The sequence below is a fragment of the Mesorhizobium sp. CA13 genome (assembly GCF_020165235.1).
GTDB lineage: Bacteria > Pseudomonadota > Alphaproteobacteria > Rhizobiales > Rhizobiaceae > Mesorhizobium.
In genome coordinates this window covers 82,751-99,300 of the sequence record NZ_JAIUHS010000014.1, presented here as the reverse complement: position 1 = coordinate 99,300, position 16,550 = coordinate 82,751, and the positions used below count along the sequence as shown (strand labels likewise).

Below are 16,550 nucleotides of genomic sequence, written 5' to 3'. Positions count from 1 at the left end.
CGTTGGGTCCGCAATGTGTATCGCAAATGCGACAAGCGACCCGGTCTGTGCGGCAAGCCGGCGGGTGTTGCGGCTTCAGGCGGCGGTGCTGGCGCGGCTTGGCTCAAGAATAGACTTGACCTTGTCGGCGACCGCGCGCCCGAGATCGGCGTTATTGCTAGCGGTGAAATGGATGCCGTCGACACCGTCCGTGGTGACGAAATCGCCGGCATTCAGGAAGTCGATCTTCATGAAATCCGCCATCGCCTTGTACTGCCTCGCCAGATCCCTGGATTTTTCGTGGCCGCCGCCGAACATGCCCTCGAACCAGGGATCTGGCATCGGGGTCAGCGGCGGCGGCGCGATGACCAGCGCCTTCGGAGCTGGATAAGGCGTGCCGATACCGCCGGCGCTCGTCAGGATCTGCCCCACCAGTTTCGCCATTCCGTTGGCGATCTCGTAGGGTGTCCGGCGAAAATAGGACTTCGTGTCATTGGTGCCGAGCATGACGATGACCAGATCCAGCGGCAGATGGCTGGCGATGGCCGAGGGCAGATAGTTGGCGCCATTGAGGCGCGGATCGTTGGGGTCGTCGAGACAGGTCGTGCGCGCACTCAAACCTTCTTCGATGATGTGGTAGCCTGCTCCCAGCGCCGCCGCCATCACACCCGTCCAGCGTTGATCATAGGGGTAGCGGTAGGTCGGCGACCCTTCCTTGACCGGCACCCAGCCCCAGGTCAGTGAGTCGCCGTAGCACATGATGTTTTTTGGCGGTGACATCCATGTTTCTCCATCTGTTTGCAGTTGTCTGAAGGTGCAGATTTATCGATCCAGGCGAACGCCGGTGCCGGCTTGCCTTTGGCTGTTTCGATTTATGGGGTTCGCACGCGCACTCCATAGAAGATCGCCGCGCCGAGGATGATGGCGCCCTGGGCGATGAGCTTGCCGGGTTCGTCGATGCCGAGCACCGTCATCACGACGAACAAAAGCGCGAAGCACAGCGAGCCGAAGAAAGGCCCCCAGACGCCGCCGTCGCCGCGACCGAAGGCGACGCCGCCAAGGATCGTCGCCGCGACTGCAAGGATCGGCAGGTCGAGACCGACGCGCACGCTGCCGACGGCGATCGAACCGGTCTGTACCAGGGCCGCGATCGCCGCGATCAGGCCGGCGAGCGTATGCGCCAGGATGACCGTGCGCTGGACGGGCACGCCGGAAAAATGGGCGGCTTCGGCATTCTCGCCAACCGAGGCCACGTAGCGGCCAAATACGGTCTGCGACAGAAGCAGCCACACTACGGCGGTCAGCATGATCCAGAACAGCACCGGCGTCGGAACCGACAGGAACTTCGTGTTGTAGAGGTCGTTGAACAGTTTCGGCACATCGCCGGGTGGATTGCCGCTCGACAGGAACTGCACCAGTCCGACCAGGATGATGCTTACTGCCAGCGTGACGATGACGGCCGACACCCGCCGGATGCCGATCATGAAGCCGTTGAACAAGCCGATGACGAGGCCCGTGGCGAGCGCCAGTACGATGAAGAAGGGCAGCGACGCACCCGGGAAACTGCCCGACGAGATGAAATAGTTGATCAGCAGGATAATGCCGCCGCCGGAGAGGTCGATCGACTTCACGCGCATGACGACGAGCTGCCCCAGCACGAGAATGCCGAGCGGAACGATCTGCCTGATGAAGATGCCCATGATGTTGAGGTTGAGCATGTTCGGCCGTGCGATCCACAGCGTGGCCAGAAGCACGAGGAAGACAAAGTAGGACGGCGGTATGCGAAGCAGACGCCGGGCGATCGGGTTTGCGAGAACGGCAGTCATCGCTCAGAGCCCCATCTTCTTGCGGGATTGCAGCCCGACCACCGCCAAGAGGATGCCGCCCTTGATCGCCGTCTGAACAAAGGGCGAGACGTTGGCGAGATTCATGCCATTGGCCAGCAGTGCGATCACAAGCGCGCCGATCACCGTGCCGTGCAGGCTGCCGATTCCGCCTGAAAGCTGGGTGCCTCCAAGTGCGACGGCGGTGACCGTGTCGAGTTCGAAAAGCAACCCGACATTTGGATCACCCGACACGATGCGCCCGGCCAGGAAGACACCGGCAACGGCCGCGAAACAGGAGCAGACCACATAGGCGAGGATGATGTTGCGGCGATCGGAGACGCCGAAATTGCGGGCAGCGCTTTCGGCCCCCGACGCGATGCCGCCGCCGATCGCAAACAGATGCAGGCCGTATCGCGATCCGTAGAGCAGCTTCCAGGCCAACAGCATCACGACGATTCCCCAAAAGACCGGATAAGGAATACCGAGGAAACTGCCTGAGACGGCAGCAATGACGATCTCCGGAACGGTGCCGCCGGAGACGGGACGCAAGATGCGCGTGATGCCAAGGACAATGTACTGCGTTGATAGCGTGGCGATGATTGGATGGACGTTGAAACGGGTGATCGCCACGCCGTTGATCAGCCCGATGAATGCGGCCAGCACGAAGACCGCCGGGATCAGCACGATCGCCGGCTGGTCGAGCGCCAGCACCGCCGTCGTGAAACTGATGACAGAGCCGACCGACAGATCGAGCCCGCCGACGAGCACGACGACGAGTTGTCCGACCGCCGCGATGACCAGCGGCATCGCCTGCGCAACCAGGTTGAACAGGTTTTCGGCCGTTGCGAACTGCGTCGCCTGAACAGACAGCCACAGCGAAATGAGTAAGGCAACCAACAATGGCAGACCCCATTGGCCCTGCCGTGTGTTCCGGCCACCCAGGATATTGGACAGGCTACGATACATGGCAGGCCCCTAGTGCCGGCGCGCCGGGCCGCCCGTCAGGGCCGCGTCGAGGATCTTGTGCTCCGTCGCCTGTGCTGCCGGCATTTCGGCCACGATTGTGTCGTGGTGGACGACATAGATGCGGTCACACAGCCCGATCAGCTCGATCGTTTCGCGCGACAGCACCAGCACCGCGCCACCCTCGCGGGTGAAGTCGCGCAGCAGATGGTAGATCTCGGACTTGGCGCCGATGTCGACGCCGCGGGTCGGCTCCTCCACCAGGAGAAGATCGAGATCCGCGGCGAGGTAGCGGCCGAGCAGCACTTTTTGCTGATTGCCGCCCGACAGCGAACCGACCGGAGCGGAGGGCCCTGTTGCCTTAATGTTCATGACCTCCATCATGCGGGCGATAACGCTTCGGTAGGGCCGCGCCGGCGCAAGTTCGCGGCGCCTCGAATGCAATCCGATGGCGATGTTGTGGGCGATCGGCAAAGCGAGAAAGAGCCCCTCCTCCTTGCGGTCCTCGGGGACGAAACCGACCTTCAGCTGCTGCAAATGGCGAACGCCTGATGATGTCGAGAGCGGCATGTCGAGCGTTTTGCCGTTGATGGAAATCGTCCCGGCAAAAGGATGGTAGCGGCCGATGAGGGAGCGCAGGAAGCGCTGCTGGCCCTGTCCCTCAAGCCCGGCGAGGGCGACGATCTCGCCCTTGTGCAACGTCAGCGACAGAGGCTGCGATGTCTCGGTGATCCTGAGATTCTCGACGCGCAGGATTTCGCCGCCCTTCTCGCCCGCGCGATCTGGGAACAGGTCCTGGAGTTCGCGCCCGACCATCATGGCGATGAGTTCGTCGGTGGTGATCTCGGACACCGTCCTGGTGCCGACCAGTGCGCCGTCCTTCAGCACCGTTACGGTGTCGCACAGATCGAAGATTTCTTCCATGCGATGCGAGATGTAGACGATTGCCTTTCCCTTATCGCGCAGGCGGCGGATGTTGCGATTGAGCATATCGACATCGGCCGCGTTGAGAGCCGCCGTCGGCTCGTCGAGAATAAGCACGCCGGTGTCAGCCTGGATGCAATGCGCGATCTCGACGAATTGCCGCTCGGCAATGGTCAGGTTGGAAACGAGGTGCGAGGGGTCTAGCGTGAGGCCGAGTTCGCCGAGTGCCTCGGCGGTTCGGCTGTTCATCGCGGAATAGTCGATCGAGCCGAACCGGTTCGTCGGCTCCCGGCCGAGAAACATGTTCTCGGCGATCGACAGATTGGGCAGCAGCGAGTGTTCCTGGAAAACGGTCGAGATGCCGGCATCGAGCGCGGCGCGCGGTGACTTCAGATCGAGCTTTTCCCCATTCATGAAGATCTCGCCGGAATCGGGCTGATACACGCCCGCCAGGATCTTCATCAAGGTCGATTTGCCGGCGCCGTTCTCGCCCATCAGGGCGTGAACGCTGCCGGCCTTCAGCTCAAGGGAAACGGAGTGAAGCGCCTTGCTCCCTCCGAATGCCTTCGAAATGTGCGACATCTCGATAAGATTGGCCACGAAATCCTCGCTTCACCATATGAAGGGCCTGCGGGGAATCCTTGTCCACTCCCCGCCGGCCACGCCTGTCACTTCTTGCCGTAATATTCCTTGAGCTTGTCTTCGGGGAGTTCGCTCGGCCACCAGACATTGGCCGTCAGGTCGTCGCGATAGTACTTCGCGGCCTTGTCCTTGTCCCAGCCGTCGGGGTTGTAGACATAGCGCTTGTAGAGCTGCTTGCCCTCGAGCAGGGCCACAGCGGCGCGCACGCCGGCAGCACCCTGGGCCGGGCTGTATTCCGGAGAGATCGACTTGAATCCATCCGTGATCCACTGGCCGAAATAGCCATTGTTGCCCTCGCCCGAAATCGGCGGGATCGGCGTGCCGAACTGCTTGAAGACATCGACGCAGGCGCGCGTCATGTCGGCGCCGGACGACCAGATGCCGTCGACCTGCGGATTGTTCAGATAGAGGGTCTCGCACAGCTTCTTGGCTTTGTCGTACTGCCAGTCGCCATGCTCCTCGGCGATGATCTGCACATGCGTGCCCTTGAGCGATTCCAGTAGCCCGTTGTAGCGGTTGGTGTCTTCCGGGTGGCCGGCAAGGCCGCGCAGGACCCAGATCTTGCCGTTGTCGCCAACGGTTTTCACCAGCCAGTCACCCATCACCTTGCCGAAGTGCTCGGCTCCACCCTGGATTTCGGTGGTGTAGGCATCGGAATCGATGCGGCCGGTGTGAAGGATGACGGGGATGCCGGCGGCGACCGCCTTGGCGATGCTGGCGTTGGCCGACGTGCTGGTCACCGGCTGAACGATGATCGCGTCGACATGCTGGGCGATCAGATCCTCGATATCGGCTACCTGCTTCTTCTGGTCGAAGCCGGCATCGAGCAGGATGAACTTCGAGATTCGCTTGTCCTTCGCCGCGGCATTTTCCGCCTCATGTGCGACCTGCACGGTCCAGGTGTTGGCGTTGACGCCGAAGTCGCTCATTCCAATGACCCAGGGGGGGTCCTTCTTGAATGCGCCGGCCGCGGTCATGCGCGTGTCGTCGGCGCGCGGCGTGACGCCATCCATCAGCTTGACATCTTCCGCATGCGCCAGCGACGTCACGGCAAGCGCTGATACAACGAGCATTCCCAGCCCGACGGTTTTCAGCAATCCTAACATTGAACTCCTCCTTGTGGTTGCTCCGGCCGTACGGACGCGCACGGGCCGCGAGACGCTCTCCCGATGCATGCTTGTCGTCGCGAACCGACCACGCAATTCTTCCGCCCCCGAACACATGTGTATCGAGGCCCAATTTCGGCTGGACGATGATGACGGTCGAGAACTCCTCCGGGCACTTTAGAAGCACAGTGGATTTGGCCTGTCAATAGTTAGTCATGTTGAATGACTATTCCTTTGCTTGCCTTTCACCACTCCGCTATTCATCATAAAGAGCGCTCGCCGAACCGGCGCGCGGTCGGTCCGGCGGGAAAAAACATGCGATCAGTCTTGTGCTACGGCGACTCCAACACACACGGCCAGATCCCCGGCAAGGGGCCGCTCGAGCGCTATGGTCCGGCTGAGCGCTGGCCGGGCATACTGCGCGCTCAGCTAGGCCCCGACTGGTATGTCATCGAGGAAGGATTGAGCGGCCGAACCACCGTCCACGACGATCCGATCGAGGGGGCACACAAGAACGGCAGAACCTATCTTCGCCCCTGTCTGCAGAGCCATGCGACGCTCGACCTCGTCATCATCATGCTCGGCACCAATGACCTCAAGATTCGCTTCAACAAACCGCCGTCGGAAGTGGCTATGGGCATCGGCTGCCTTGTCTACGACATTAAGGAACTGGCGCCCGGTCCGGGCGGCACCACACCCGAAATCATGATCGTCGCGCCGCCGCCGATGCAGGACGACGTCAAGGAGTGGAAGTCCATCTTCGCCGGCGCACCTGAGAAATCGCGCCTGCTGGCGCTTGAGTTCGAGGTGCTGGCGGATTCGCTCGAACTGCACTTTTTCGATGCCGGCTCGGTGGTGTCCTGCAGCGAAGCGGACGGATTTCACATCGATGCCGAAGCGCACAGACTACTTGGCACCGCAATCGCCCGCGCGGTCGATGCGATCGGCTGGAGCCGCTCGACATGAGCAACCAGCCCGCCGCCAGGCAATGCCCTCTTACCGACGGGGCGGCCCTTGCCTGACATGAGATTCGCACCACCCAATCCCTTGCGCATCGCCGATCGTGCGAGCGGGCTGAACGCGTTGAGCGTGCGCAGCTACAACGAGCGTCTGGTGCTCTCGCTGCTGCTTCAGAACGAGGGCATATCGCGGATGGAAATCGGCGAGAAGACCGGTCTGTCGGCGCAGACGGCCTCGGTCATCGTCCGCTCCCTCGAACGGGAAGGCCTGGTCTCGCAGGGCGAGGCGCAGCGCGGCCGTGTCGGGCCCCCCACCATCCCGCTTTCGCTCAACCCGGAAGGCGCCTACGCGGTCGGCGTCGGCTTCAGCCGGCGCAGGATCGACATCGCGCTCATCGACTTCATCGGCACCGTGCGCTTCCATACGCAGTTAACTGCGGACGAAGCCAATCCCTTTCCACAAAGCAGCGATTTGCTGGGGGCGATCAGGCAAGCCATGACGAGCCTGCCCGTCGAGGCGCGCAGCCGGGTCGCGGGTATCGGGCTGGCCGTTCCCGATGAGGTCGACGCCATGGCTGCAACCCGCAACGGATCGAGCACGTCTCTGAAGGCTTTGCAAAGCGAGATCGAAGAGCAGATCAAGCTGCCGGTCTTCGTGCAGAACGACATCACCGCGGCGGCAGGCGGCGAGAGCATGTTCGGCGTCGCAAAGCCGCTGAACGACTATTTGTTCTTCTATCTCGGAGCTAGGCTGCAGAGCAGGCTCATCCTCAACCACCAGATCTATAAGGGAAACTCCAGCGCCAGCTTCGATCATGGCCTCATGCGCCTGGAAAGCGAACTGACCATGCGCGGACGCTCGTCCGAAATCATCTGGAGCAGCAGCCCTGAGTGGCCTGATCTTGGAGAGGCCTACACCGAATGGCTGGGGGAATGCTCAAACCGCCTGAAAGCATCGATCTCGGCGCTGACCCAGTTTGTCGAGTTCAGGACGGTCCTCCTGTCCAGCTATGCGCCGCAGAAAATCGCCAAGACCTTATGCGCCGATATCGGCCAGGAATTTGCCGCTGTCCAAGCATTGCCAGCGCGGGTGACCATCAGCCCGAAAGCCGTCGGCGCGGCCAGCCTGCCGTTCAGCTCGCGGTTCATGATCCAATGATCGGAACACTAACAACAGAAGGGGTGCAGAGCCCATCTGAGACGGGATGCACCCCCGTTTGAATGTCGGTTAACTCCGGTGGAAGAAGCTGTCCCTCACGCCGTCTTCTGTGGCCTCGCGCATCAGGAACGGGATGCCGCAGACCGTCATCGGCAATTCCGCGCGGAAGCGGATGTGCGTGGGACCTTGTAATGCGCGATCTGGCCTACGGTAACGACTCGTCAGCCTGTCGGAGCACCGCGACGCCGGCGTAGTGGCTTCCCAGTTGCCAGAAGGGCAGCGGGAACCGCCCGCGCTCCTCTTCAACGATGCGGAAGCCCGCCGCTCGGATCAAGTGCAGCGGTTGGCGGTTGAGATGACAGCCGCCGGCGAGCCGTCCCCACGGCTTGTTCAGCCGCTCCTGCCATCTGCGGCCATGCGGCCCCTCGGCCTGGCCGTGCTCGATGAAGATCAACCGGCCCATAGGTTTCAGGATGCGGCGGATCTCGGTCAGCGCCGCGTCAGGGTCGGGAATGGTGCAGAAGGCATAGGTGACGACGACCGTGTCGGCGAGGCCATCGATCAAGGGCAGCCTTTCGCCGCTGGCACGGATGCAGTCGACGTCGAACGGCAGCGAACGGATCTTCGGTTCGGCCAGGCCGAGCATAGTGCCGTCGGGATCGATGCCGACCAGCCGCTCCACCCTGGCGGCGTCGTAATAGGGAAGGTTCAAGCCAGACCCGAAGCCGACTTCGACGACAATGCCCTGCGCCCGCGGGATCATGCGCCTTCGCATGCGCGCGAACACGTTTGCCGAACAGCCGGCGTGGACGAAATAGGGAGCAATGCAGCGTGCATACCACGAGAGACAGGATTGGCACATGTCTCAGCTTCCTTGCCCTGCGCTCGTGAAGTCGACAGGGGCGCTGCCCCCGGCAACTCGCTCGGACATGCAATGGTGGGATAGAGTATTGACCGGTGACATTTCTCGCTCCAAGGAGTCTCCTGATCGGGCCCGATCGGCCCGACGTCGTGGGGATGGATAGAAGGCCGGCGTCCCCTGAACGTCCTCTCAATATCCCGGGGCGGCCGCGTACAGGTCGATGGAGCGATTGGAGTTCCGACTTCTGGGTTTTCCGGAGTTCCGTCTGAACGGGCAGCGGGTGGAGCTCGCCTTGCGCAAGGCGGCCGCGCTTCTCATCTATATCGCCGAGGCCGGTGGTCCCGTGGGCCGCGAGGTCGCCGCCACGCTTCTGTGGCCCGAAACCGACGAAGAGGCCGCACGAGCGCGCCTCCGGCGCACATTGCATAAAATCCGCATCGCGTTCGGCACGGAGGTCATCGCCGCCACGGGGGCATCCCTCAGCCTGCACCCGGCGCTTGCCGTCGAGCTCGACTCCAAGGTTTTCGAGCATGCCTGCAATGTCGGCCCTCTCGACGAGGCGTCCGACATATATAAGGACGACTATCTCGGCGGGTTCTCACTCCCGGACTGTCCGGAATTCGACGAATGGGTCTTTTTCAGGCGCGAGGCCTTGCGTAGCCGGTTGGTGCAGGCGCTGGAGCGTACCATCGAAGCGAAGATCGCCGGGGGCGAGCCACGCAGCGCGGTCGTGCATGCAACGCGCCTGGCGGCACTCGACCCCTTGAGCGAAAGCGCGCACCGTCACCTGATCCGCGCGCACCTGGCGGCCGGGAACAGGGCGGCAGCCGAGCGCCAGGCCGAAAGCTGCGTACGGCTGTTACGAGACGAACTCGGCGTAGCGCCGGACCCGGCCACGCTTGCCCTGGTGCGGGAGCCAACTCAAGATGTCACTTTGGACGTGCCCAGGACGCGCTACGTCGAAGTGGACGGCATCCATCTCGCCTATCAGACCGTCGGTAGCGGACCGACCGACATCGTGCTTGTTCCCGGCTTCATTTCGCATGTCGAGCGTATCTGGGAAGACAGTCGCTGCCGCGCCTGGATATCAGCGGTTTCGCGCCTGGGCCGCCTGATCCTGTTCGACCGGCGCGGCATGGGACTTTCCGACCGCGTCGGCGTGCGCCCCACCGTCGAAACGACTGCGCAGGACATCTTGGCGGTCATGGATGCGGCCGGCAGCCGCCGGGCCTTGCTCATCGGCGCCTCGGAGGGCGGGCCGGGTTGTGTCCGTTTTGCTATCGATCATCCCGATCGGCTTATCGGCCTTGTCCTGTGGGGTTCGCTCGCGAAAGGCAGCCGCGCGTCGGACTACCCCTTCGCCTTGACCGCCGCGCAATACGATCTGTGGAAGCAGCGGCTGATCGCCGGCTGGGGCGGCCCGGCGGAAATCGAGACGTTCGCCCCGAGCCTCTCCGGAGACCGCCAGGCTCAGACCTGGTGGGCGGGATTGCTCAGGGCAGCCTCCAGCCCCGGCGCGGTCGCAGGCCTGCTCGAAGCGCTGCGTGATACCGATGTCCGTTCCCTGCTCGCAAAGGTCTCGGCCCCCACGATGGTTCTGCACCGCTCCGGCGACCGCGCCGTGCGCGTCGAGGCGGGGCGGCTCCTGGCGGCCGGAATCCCGGGCGCGCGGTTCATCGAGCTGGCCGGTGACGACCACTGGTTTTGGGTCGGCGACCAACAGCCGCTGCTCGAAAGCATCGGCGCGCTTGCACGAAGCAGCTGACGCGCGATGCGGCGTCAGCCGCCGTCAGTTCCGCTGTGGAAATGGCCGTGGGACTGGCCGCGAATAGCGAGGCCGGCGCGGATGCCATTTTGGCCATGCTCCGGGACGACGCCGGGCGGCGTCGAACATGACGTCCGGTGGAAGGCCGGTTTCCGGCCTATTTCGGTGCAGCGGCAGCGGTTCCGCCCGGCGGTATGATCCGCATCATGGGTGTCGACACCATGTCGCCAGGCTTGAACGGGCCCGGGACCTTGTTGCTTACCGGCTTCACGCTTTGCAGGAACGCCGCGATCGCCATGGCATCGTCCGCTGTGAGATGGGCAAAAGCAGGCCAGGGCATAATCGGCGCCAAGGTGCGGCCGTCCGGCCGCTGGCCGGTCTGGATCGCAGCGACGATCTGCTCCGGGGTCCAGCTGCCGATGCCGGTCTCCTTGTCGGGCGTGATGTTTCGACCGGGAAAGACACCGACGCCAGGTATCTCAAAGCCCACATCCGAGCCGCCGAGAAAGCGCGACATATCGGGTTTGCCGAAGAAGTAGCCGGGCGTGTGGCAGTCGTTGCAGCCGGCGATCGTAACCAGGTACTCGCCACGCGCAACCTGCGCGTCGTCGGCCATGGCGGCGTATGATGGAAGGGCGACGACCGAGGCTGTGAGCAATGCGAGACGAATTGACGCTGGAAACATGATTTCCTCCCTTGGTTTGTTCTTGGCTTCTCCTACGGCCTTGTCGTGCTCCCGTCGGGGGCTGCCGTTACGCAGCTCCCCCAGCCGATTGCGGCGCACCTGATCCGCTCCACGTTGCGCCTTACGGTTTGCGGCCGATCACGGCGCCGTTCGCGGCGGGAGCATCGAACCAGACCGTCTCGACGTGCCTGAATCCGGCTTCCTCGAGCCACTCCGAATACTCGGCCGGGGTGTAGTTTCGTCCTTCCGTCTCGATCAGCATGTTGAGGCTCATCAGCGCGGCCGGCGCCGGTCCGGTCTTTTCATCATTGACGAGAAGCTCGCTTATGACGACCGCGCCGCCGCTTGGCAAAGCCTCGAAGGACCGGCGCAGCAGGGCGCGGTTCTTCGCCTCGTCCCAATCGTGCATGATCATCGACAGGAGATGCACGTCGTGATCCCCGGGAAGCTGTTCAAAGAAATTGCCGCCCGCGGTCTCGATGCGGTCGGTCAAGCCGGCCTCGGCGATCTTGCCCGCGGCGATCGCGGCGACATGCGGCAGGTCAAACACGGTCGCACGCAACGCCTCATACTGTTTGCAAAGCTCGATGTCGTACGCGCCAGATCCGCCGCCGATGTCCAGGAGGCGGCGGAACTGACCGAGATCCACGGCTTCGCCGAGCTTGCGCGCGGTCATCGTGGAAAGCGAATGCATTGCCTCCCAGAAAAGCGCCAGCATCGTAGGATCCGCGCCCTCGAACATCGAGGATTGCACTGCCGGATCCCATGTGGTTGGCCGGTTCGTGCGCAGCGCCTCTGCAAGCCTTCCCCAGCCCGCGTAGAGCCGCTTGTCGGCCATCTGCACGAAGCCGCCGAAGTAATACGGCTTACCCTTCACGAGATAGGTTTCGCTCAAGGGCGTGTTGCGATAGCGGCCGCCGGCTTTCTCCAGGAGCCCAAGTGCAGCGCAGCCGGTCAACAGCATCTCTGCCGGGCGTTGATGCAGGCCGAGCGCTTCCGCCAGCTCCGCAACCGTGATGCCGGCGCCGCTCGCGAGGCGGCTGAAGAGGTCCAACTCATGCGCGGCGGCCAGAGTCTTGAAGGCCCAGAAACCGGTCGAAAGCGCCATTAGCGGGACAGCGGGAGGAAGCTCTTGCGTGGTGACGATCGATCGGTCGGCCGCGCGCAGCCCTGTCTCGCCCGGGATCGAACCGGGCTGGTGGGCAAGCGTTGTCATGCGCGTAGCAGCGCGCTGATGGTTGGGCATGGCACTCTCCCAAATGTTGACGGGTGGTTCGAAGCTTTTGAGCCGCGCGGTGACGGCGCGGGTTTCGAAAATGGCGCCGATCGAAGGGGCCACCAGCATGCGACGGCCGCCTTGTGCTCGCAAGGCTGCGCCGATGGCGCGCAATAGGGTCAGCCGTGGCGGCCGGTGTCGGGTCGGCTCCGTGGTCCGACAGACCGATGGCATGGACCCGATGTCCGCGCTCTTCGGGCGCCGTCACCCTTCCCCAGCACCAGCCGCCGTGCCATCCGCCATGAACGGGCAGGAACCGCATCACGCGTTACCTCATCGACATCAAGTTCGTGACTAAACCTGGCTTGACTTCAACCACTGGCGCGGGGGCCTCGCCATGACCGATGTCCCTCAACAGTTCGGCGGGCAAATCCGCGATTGCCCGACGTCCTGAGACGCATAATTGCCAGGTCTTGAGGGCCGCGACTGTGGTTTTCAGCACAGACCAAGGTAGTCGCACCCTCGACGGGTTATGGATTCGAGTTTCCGCTCGAGGCATTTCAGCCTCCCATTGCCGGCCATCCGCTTCTTCCCTTGCCGCCGAAGCAATGGTAAGGAGGCTAGAGGACCGATAGAAGTGCCAATTCAGGGATTCTTGGCCAGTCCAATTCCGGTTGGCATAGTGACACTTGCAAGGTCCTGCCGCTAAGGCGGCGCAGGACGCTGGAGGACTGGCCGCAGGCCGAATTCCGGTGCCTGCGTCAGACCAATTCCGTTGCTGAACAATGACGGCCTTTCACATAAGCCTGGTCGGGCGCAAGAATCTCAGCGGCGAGATTTATCGTCAGATACGGCGCGCCGTTCTGGATCGACGGCTGCGGCCCGGCGATCCTCTGCCGCCCGGCCGCGAACTGGCGCGGACGCTTGCCGTGTCGCGTGCCACCGTGACAGTGGCGTATGAACGGCTCGCCGCCGAAGGGTTCGTGACATCCAGGCAGGGGTCCGGGACGTTCATCGGCGAATTGGTGATGCCGGCCGGGCGAGAAAAGACCGGACGCCGATCTACCGGCGTGCTCCAGCCACGCCAGATCTGGGAGGCGATAGCCCCACCACCCGCATTCGAGCCGGTTCGTTTCGACTTTCACGCCGGGTTTTGCGATGCTTCGCTGTTTCCGCACGGGGCATGGCGGCGGTCGGTGGTTTGGGCGCTGCGTTCGGGCGAAGCGACCGCCGGCACTTACGAGCATCCCGCCGGACATCACGATCTCAGGGTCGCAATCGCCAGGCACATAGGCATCTCCCGAGGGATCGGGGCGGCTGCGGACGACATCATTGTCACAAACGGCACCCAGCAGGCACTGGATGTCCTGGCACGCGTCCTGCTGGCACCGGGCGATGCAATTGCCATCGAGGATCCGGGCTACGGCCCTCCGAGGCATTTGTTCAAGGCCTTGGGTATTCGTGTGGTCGGTGTACCGGTGGATCGCCAGGGGCTGGTCGTTGATGCGCTACCGCGCGGAATCCGAGCCGTGTATGTCACGCCGTCTCATCAATTTCCGCTTTCGGTAACGATGACGCTGCCGCGCCGACAGGCGCTGCTGGCCTGGGCCGAGCGAAATAACGCGGCCATCATCGAAGACGACTACGACAGCGAGTTCCGTTTCGGGGGCCGTCCCCTCGAGCCGTTGCAGACGCTCGACGCAAAAGGCCGGGTCATCTACGTCGGCTCCTTCTCGAAGACAATGCTGCCGACGCTTCGGCTGGGCTTCATATTGACGCCGCCATCGCTGCGAGCGGCCGTGCACAAAGCGAAATTCGTCAGCGACTGGCATTCGTCGACCCCGGCGCAAGCAGCGCTCGCGCGTTTCATCGATGAGGGCGCTTTTGCGCGTCACATCCGTCGGGTGAACGCAATCTATCGGGAACGGCACCAGATCATCGCGAACGCCATCGCCAATGATTTTGCCGAGCATCTCGAGCTCATCCCATCGACAACGGGGCTCCATCTCACCGCCCTTGCCCGGAAAATGTCGGCGGACCGGATCGCCGAGGTCGCCCGCCGCGCAGCCGATCGCGGCGTCGCCGTCCAGATTCTGTCACGGTTCGCCGTGAACGCCATCCCGCGGGCCGGGATCATGCTGGGGTATGGCGCCATTCCGACGCCCCGCATCGAAGAAGGGGTGCATTTGCTGCGCGCCTGTTTCGACGGTGAATCGCCCTGACCTTCAATTTGTCTACGCCACGCGTGGCTGGGCTGGCCTGGGTTTGACCACGGTGGCGAGGACGATACCGGCGACGATGAAGGCCGCGCCGACCAGATCGTAATCGTGCAAGCCCTCGCCGAGCAGCAGATAGGCAAGCATGGCGACGAACACCGTCTGCAGGTAGAGCAGCATGCTCGCTCGGCTCGCGCCGAGCGTTTCCACGCTTTTGTTGTAGAGATAGTACATCAAGGCGCCGCCCGGACCGGCCAGATAGGCGAGCGCGAGTATGCTATGGACGTCCATGGCGGAGCGTTCGTCGTTGAACAATTCCCAGACATGGAACGGCAAGGCGACCAGCGCACCGGCGCCGAGCAGCAGCACGACCATCGGCAGGAGTTCGATGCCGAATTTGGCACGCCGCAAAAGTACGGTGTACAGGCCCCAGCAGAACGCACTGCCGACGATCCAGAGCTCGCCGGCGTTGAACTTGAGTTGCAGCAGCGCCGTCAGGTTCCCGTGGGCAACGATGAAGATCTTTCCGGCGAGCGCAACCAGCGCGCCAAGCGACTTCCACAGCCCGAGCGGCTCGCCAAGCACGAAACGGGCGAGCACCATCGTCATCACAGGCGACAGCGCCATGATGATGCCGGCGGTGGTGGCGTCGGTGTCGTTGAGGCCATGATAGATCATGCCCTGGCACAGGGTGAGGCCGATCGCCCCGACGGCGACGACCTCCACGGCGCGCGTTCGCAACAGCCCGATCATCGCGTCGTGATGACGGTGCACGATCGGCAGCAGGATGGCGCAAGCAAGCGTCAGCCGCCAGAAGCACAGGCCCCAGGGCGGCATTTCAGGCGCCACCCATTTGGCCGCGATATAGACACCGGCCGAAAGCAGCCAGCACAGGACGGCGGCGGGATAGCTGGCCAAGGAGGATATGGGCCCGAGCTCGGGTTGCGCAGCGTGATGCGCTATCGGCATTGCCTGCATGTCATGCCCTCCCCTTCGATGACGTCGGCCCGATGGGACAATATAGCCTGCGCGGTTGGGTCGTGCATCCGTTTTGAAAGGCGAAAGGCATCTGCGCTCGATCGCGGCGTCTGATACAGGCCTCTGTTCCGATCGTGGGGCGCTCGGTGGCTCGCTCCCGATCCAGACGCGGTCGAAGCCAGGTTGGAAATGTGAGCGACAGATAGAACCAGTGCACAATTGCGATAAGATGCTTCACTATCTCCGGTTCTCGAGGTCCAATGTCTGAAGCGGACTGGCTCAGCCATCTCTTGCAAATCATCACCGTCACCGGCCAGCTCGAGGTCCGCTGCGCCTACGGTGCGCCGTGGCGCGTTGCCTGGAGCAAGGCTGCCGCCAACGAAATTCCCTACCACGTCATAGTCAAGGGCCGGGCCATTTTGGAGGATCCGGAGACGAGAGCAGCAAGGGAGCTGGTGAGCGGAGATATTGTGCTGCTGCCTCACGGCGCGGCGCATGTACTGCACGACGGCAGCGGGCAAACACCAATCCCTACCCAGCAACGCCGGGGGGCTGCCGGATGGATGCTGAGCGAGAACGATGGCCGGGGCGAGCAACTGGATCTGCTGTGCGGGCGATTTTTTATCGCGCCGCCCCATGATCGGCTGGTCCGCAACTACCTGCCTGCGGATCTGGTGGCGCGGTCCATGGACGGCGATGAAGAAAACGGCATCGGCTCCGCCTCCAGCCAACTGGCCGGTCTGGTGAGGCTGATGCGACTGGAGTCCGTCGGTGACAGAGCCGGAGGACGCGCCATTCTCAACGCGCTTTCTTCGGCCCTGTTCACACTGGTGCTGCGCGCGGCGAGCCAATCCGGGAAAGCCCCCGAAGGCTTGTTGGCCCTGGCCGGCAATCCACGACTTGCTCCAGCCATTTCCGCGATGTTCGCCGATGCGGCACGGCCCTGGAAACTGCCCGATCTGGCCGATTTGTGCGGGATGTCGCGCGCTACATTCATGCGCCAGTTTCAGGACAAGCTGGGTTGCTCTGCCCTCGATTTGTTGACCGATCTGCGCATGAGCCTGGCCGCCAACGAATTGAAGAAGCCGGGGATCAGCACCGAGGCCGTGGCCGAGACCGTCGGGTATCAATCCGTTTCGGCATTCCGGCGTGTCTTTGCCGAAAGGATGGGAATGACGCCGGGGGAGTGGCGGCGGCTGGCGCACAAGGGCGAATAAGACCGCGGCCTGGAATCGGGAAGGCACAGTTTGATCCTTTCACGCATTAGATT

General features: G+C 63.1%; 14 protein-coding genes. 5 read left to right on the top strand and 9 right to left on the bottom strand.

Going from position 1 to position 16,550, the window contains the following annotated elements; all coding sequences use genetic code 11:
• Nucleotides 1–75: 75 nt before the first annotated feature.
• From LB566_RS25560 to LB566_RS25540, 5 genes are all read right to left on the bottom strand, one after another.
• Nucleotides 76–759, bottom strand: coding sequence for an SGNH/GDSL hydrolase family protein (locus tag LB566_RS25560; protein ID WP_224628472.1), 684 nt, complete (start codon nucleotides 757–759; stop codon nucleotides 76–78).
• A 92-nt stretch (nucleotides 760–851) separates the two neighbouring features.
• A complete protein-coding gene (locus tag LB566_RS25555; RefSeq protein ID WP_224628471.1) occupies nucleotides 852–1,805 on the bottom strand; it encodes an ABC transporter permease in 954 nt (317 codons plus the stop codon).
• A 3-nt stretch (nucleotides 1,806–1,808) separates the two neighbouring features.
• Nucleotides 1,809–2,771 carry an ABC transporter permease gene (locus LB566_RS25550; RefSeq protein WP_318012874.1) on the bottom strand — a complete coding sequence of 321 codons (963 nt, stop codon included), beginning with the start codon at nucleotides 2,769–2,771 and terminating at the stop codon, nucleotides 1,809–1,811.
• 9 nt (nucleotides 2,772–2,780) lie between these two features.
• Nucleotides 2,781–4,292, bottom strand: coding sequence for a sugar ABC transporter ATP-binding protein (locus LB566_RS25545; protein ID WP_224628462.1), 1,512 nt, complete (start codon nucleotides 4,290–4,292; stop codon nucleotides 2,781–2,783).
• A 68-nt stretch (nucleotides 4,293–4,360) separates the two neighbouring features.
• A complete protein-coding gene (locus LB566_RS25540) occupies nucleotides 4,361–5,407 on the bottom strand; it encodes a substrate-binding domain-containing protein (protein ID WP_411910515.1) in 1,047 nt (348 codons plus the stop codon).
• Between the two features lie 348 nt (nucleotides 5,408–5,755).
• Between LB566_RS25540 and LB566_RS25535 the strand changes: the two genes are divergently transcribed.
• Nucleotides 5,756–6,406, top strand: a complete 651-nt coding sequence (locus LB566_RS25535) for an SGNH/GDSL hydrolase family protein (protein WP_140552430.1) — start codon at nucleotides 5,756–5,758, stop codon at nucleotides 6,404–6,406.
• 57 nt (nucleotides 6,407–6,463) lie between these two features.
• Nucleotides 6,464–7,558 carry an ROK family transcriptional regulator gene (locus LB566_RS25530; protein ID WP_224628458.1) on the top strand — a complete coding sequence of 365 codons (1,095 nt, stop codon included), beginning with the start codon at nucleotides 6,464–6,466 and terminating at the stop codon, nucleotides 7,556–7,558.
• A gap of 205 nt (nucleotides 7,559–7,763) precedes the next feature.
• On the opposite strand, the gene LB566_RS25525 is transcribed toward LB566_RS25530, so the two are convergent.
• Complete coding sequence (locus tag LB566_RS25525) at nucleotides 7,764–8,420, bottom strand: class I SAM-dependent methyltransferase (protein WP_224628453.1); 657 nt, start codon at nucleotides 8,418–8,420, stop codon at nucleotides 7,764–7,766.
• Between the two features lie 220 nt (nucleotides 8,421–8,640).
• Here LB566_RS25525 and LB566_RS25520 point away from each other — a divergent pair, with 220 nt between their 5' ends.
• Nucleotides 8,641–10,185 (top strand): alpha/beta hydrolase, encoded by a 1,545-nt coding sequence (locus LB566_RS25520; RefSeq protein WP_224628452.1) that lies wholly within the window; start codon nucleotides 8,641–8,643, stop codon nucleotides 10,183–10,185.
• Between the two features lie 157 nt (nucleotides 10,186–10,342).
• On the opposite strand, the gene LB566_RS25515 is transcribed toward LB566_RS25520, so the two are convergent.
• Both LB566_RS25515 and LB566_RS25510 read right to left on the bottom strand, forming a co-directional pair.
• A complete protein-coding gene (locus LB566_RS25515) occupies nucleotides 10,343–10,870 on the bottom strand; it encodes a c-type cytochrome (protein WP_411910514.1) in 528 nt (175 codons plus the stop codon).
• A gap of 121 nt (nucleotides 10,871–10,991) precedes the next feature.
• Nucleotides 10,992–12,215 (bottom strand): acetylserotonin O-methyltransferase, encoded by a 1,224-nt coding sequence (locus LB566_RS25510; protein WP_224628451.1) that lies wholly within the window; start codon nucleotides 12,213–12,215, stop codon nucleotides 10,992–10,994.
• A 656-nt stretch (nucleotides 12,216–12,871) separates the two neighbouring features.
• Between LB566_RS25510 and LB566_RS25505 the strand changes: the two genes are divergently transcribed.
• On the top strand, nucleotides 12,872–14,308 hold the full coding sequence (locus LB566_RS25505) for a PLP-dependent aminotransferase family protein (protein WP_224628450.1): 1,437 nt from the start codon (nucleotides 12,872–12,874) through the stop codon (nucleotides 14,306–14,308).
• 12 nt (nucleotides 14,309–14,320) lie between these two features.
• Here the strand turns inward: LB566_RS25505 and LB566_RS25500 are convergent, their stop codons facing one another.
• On the bottom strand, nucleotides 14,321–15,280 hold the full coding sequence (locus LB566_RS25500) for a DMT family transporter (protein ID WP_224628448.1): 960 nt from the start codon (nucleotides 15,278–15,280) through the stop codon (nucleotides 14,321–14,323).
• 260 nt (nucleotides 15,281–15,540) lie between these two features.
• On the opposite strand from LB566_RS25500, the gene LB566_RS25495 reads away from it, so the two are divergent.
• Complete coding sequence (locus tag LB566_RS25495) at nucleotides 15,541–16,497, top strand: AraC family transcriptional regulator (RefSeq protein ID WP_224628447.1); 957 nt, start codon at nucleotides 15,541–15,543, stop codon at nucleotides 16,495–16,497.
• Nucleotides 16,498–16,550 lie beyond the last annotated feature (53 nt).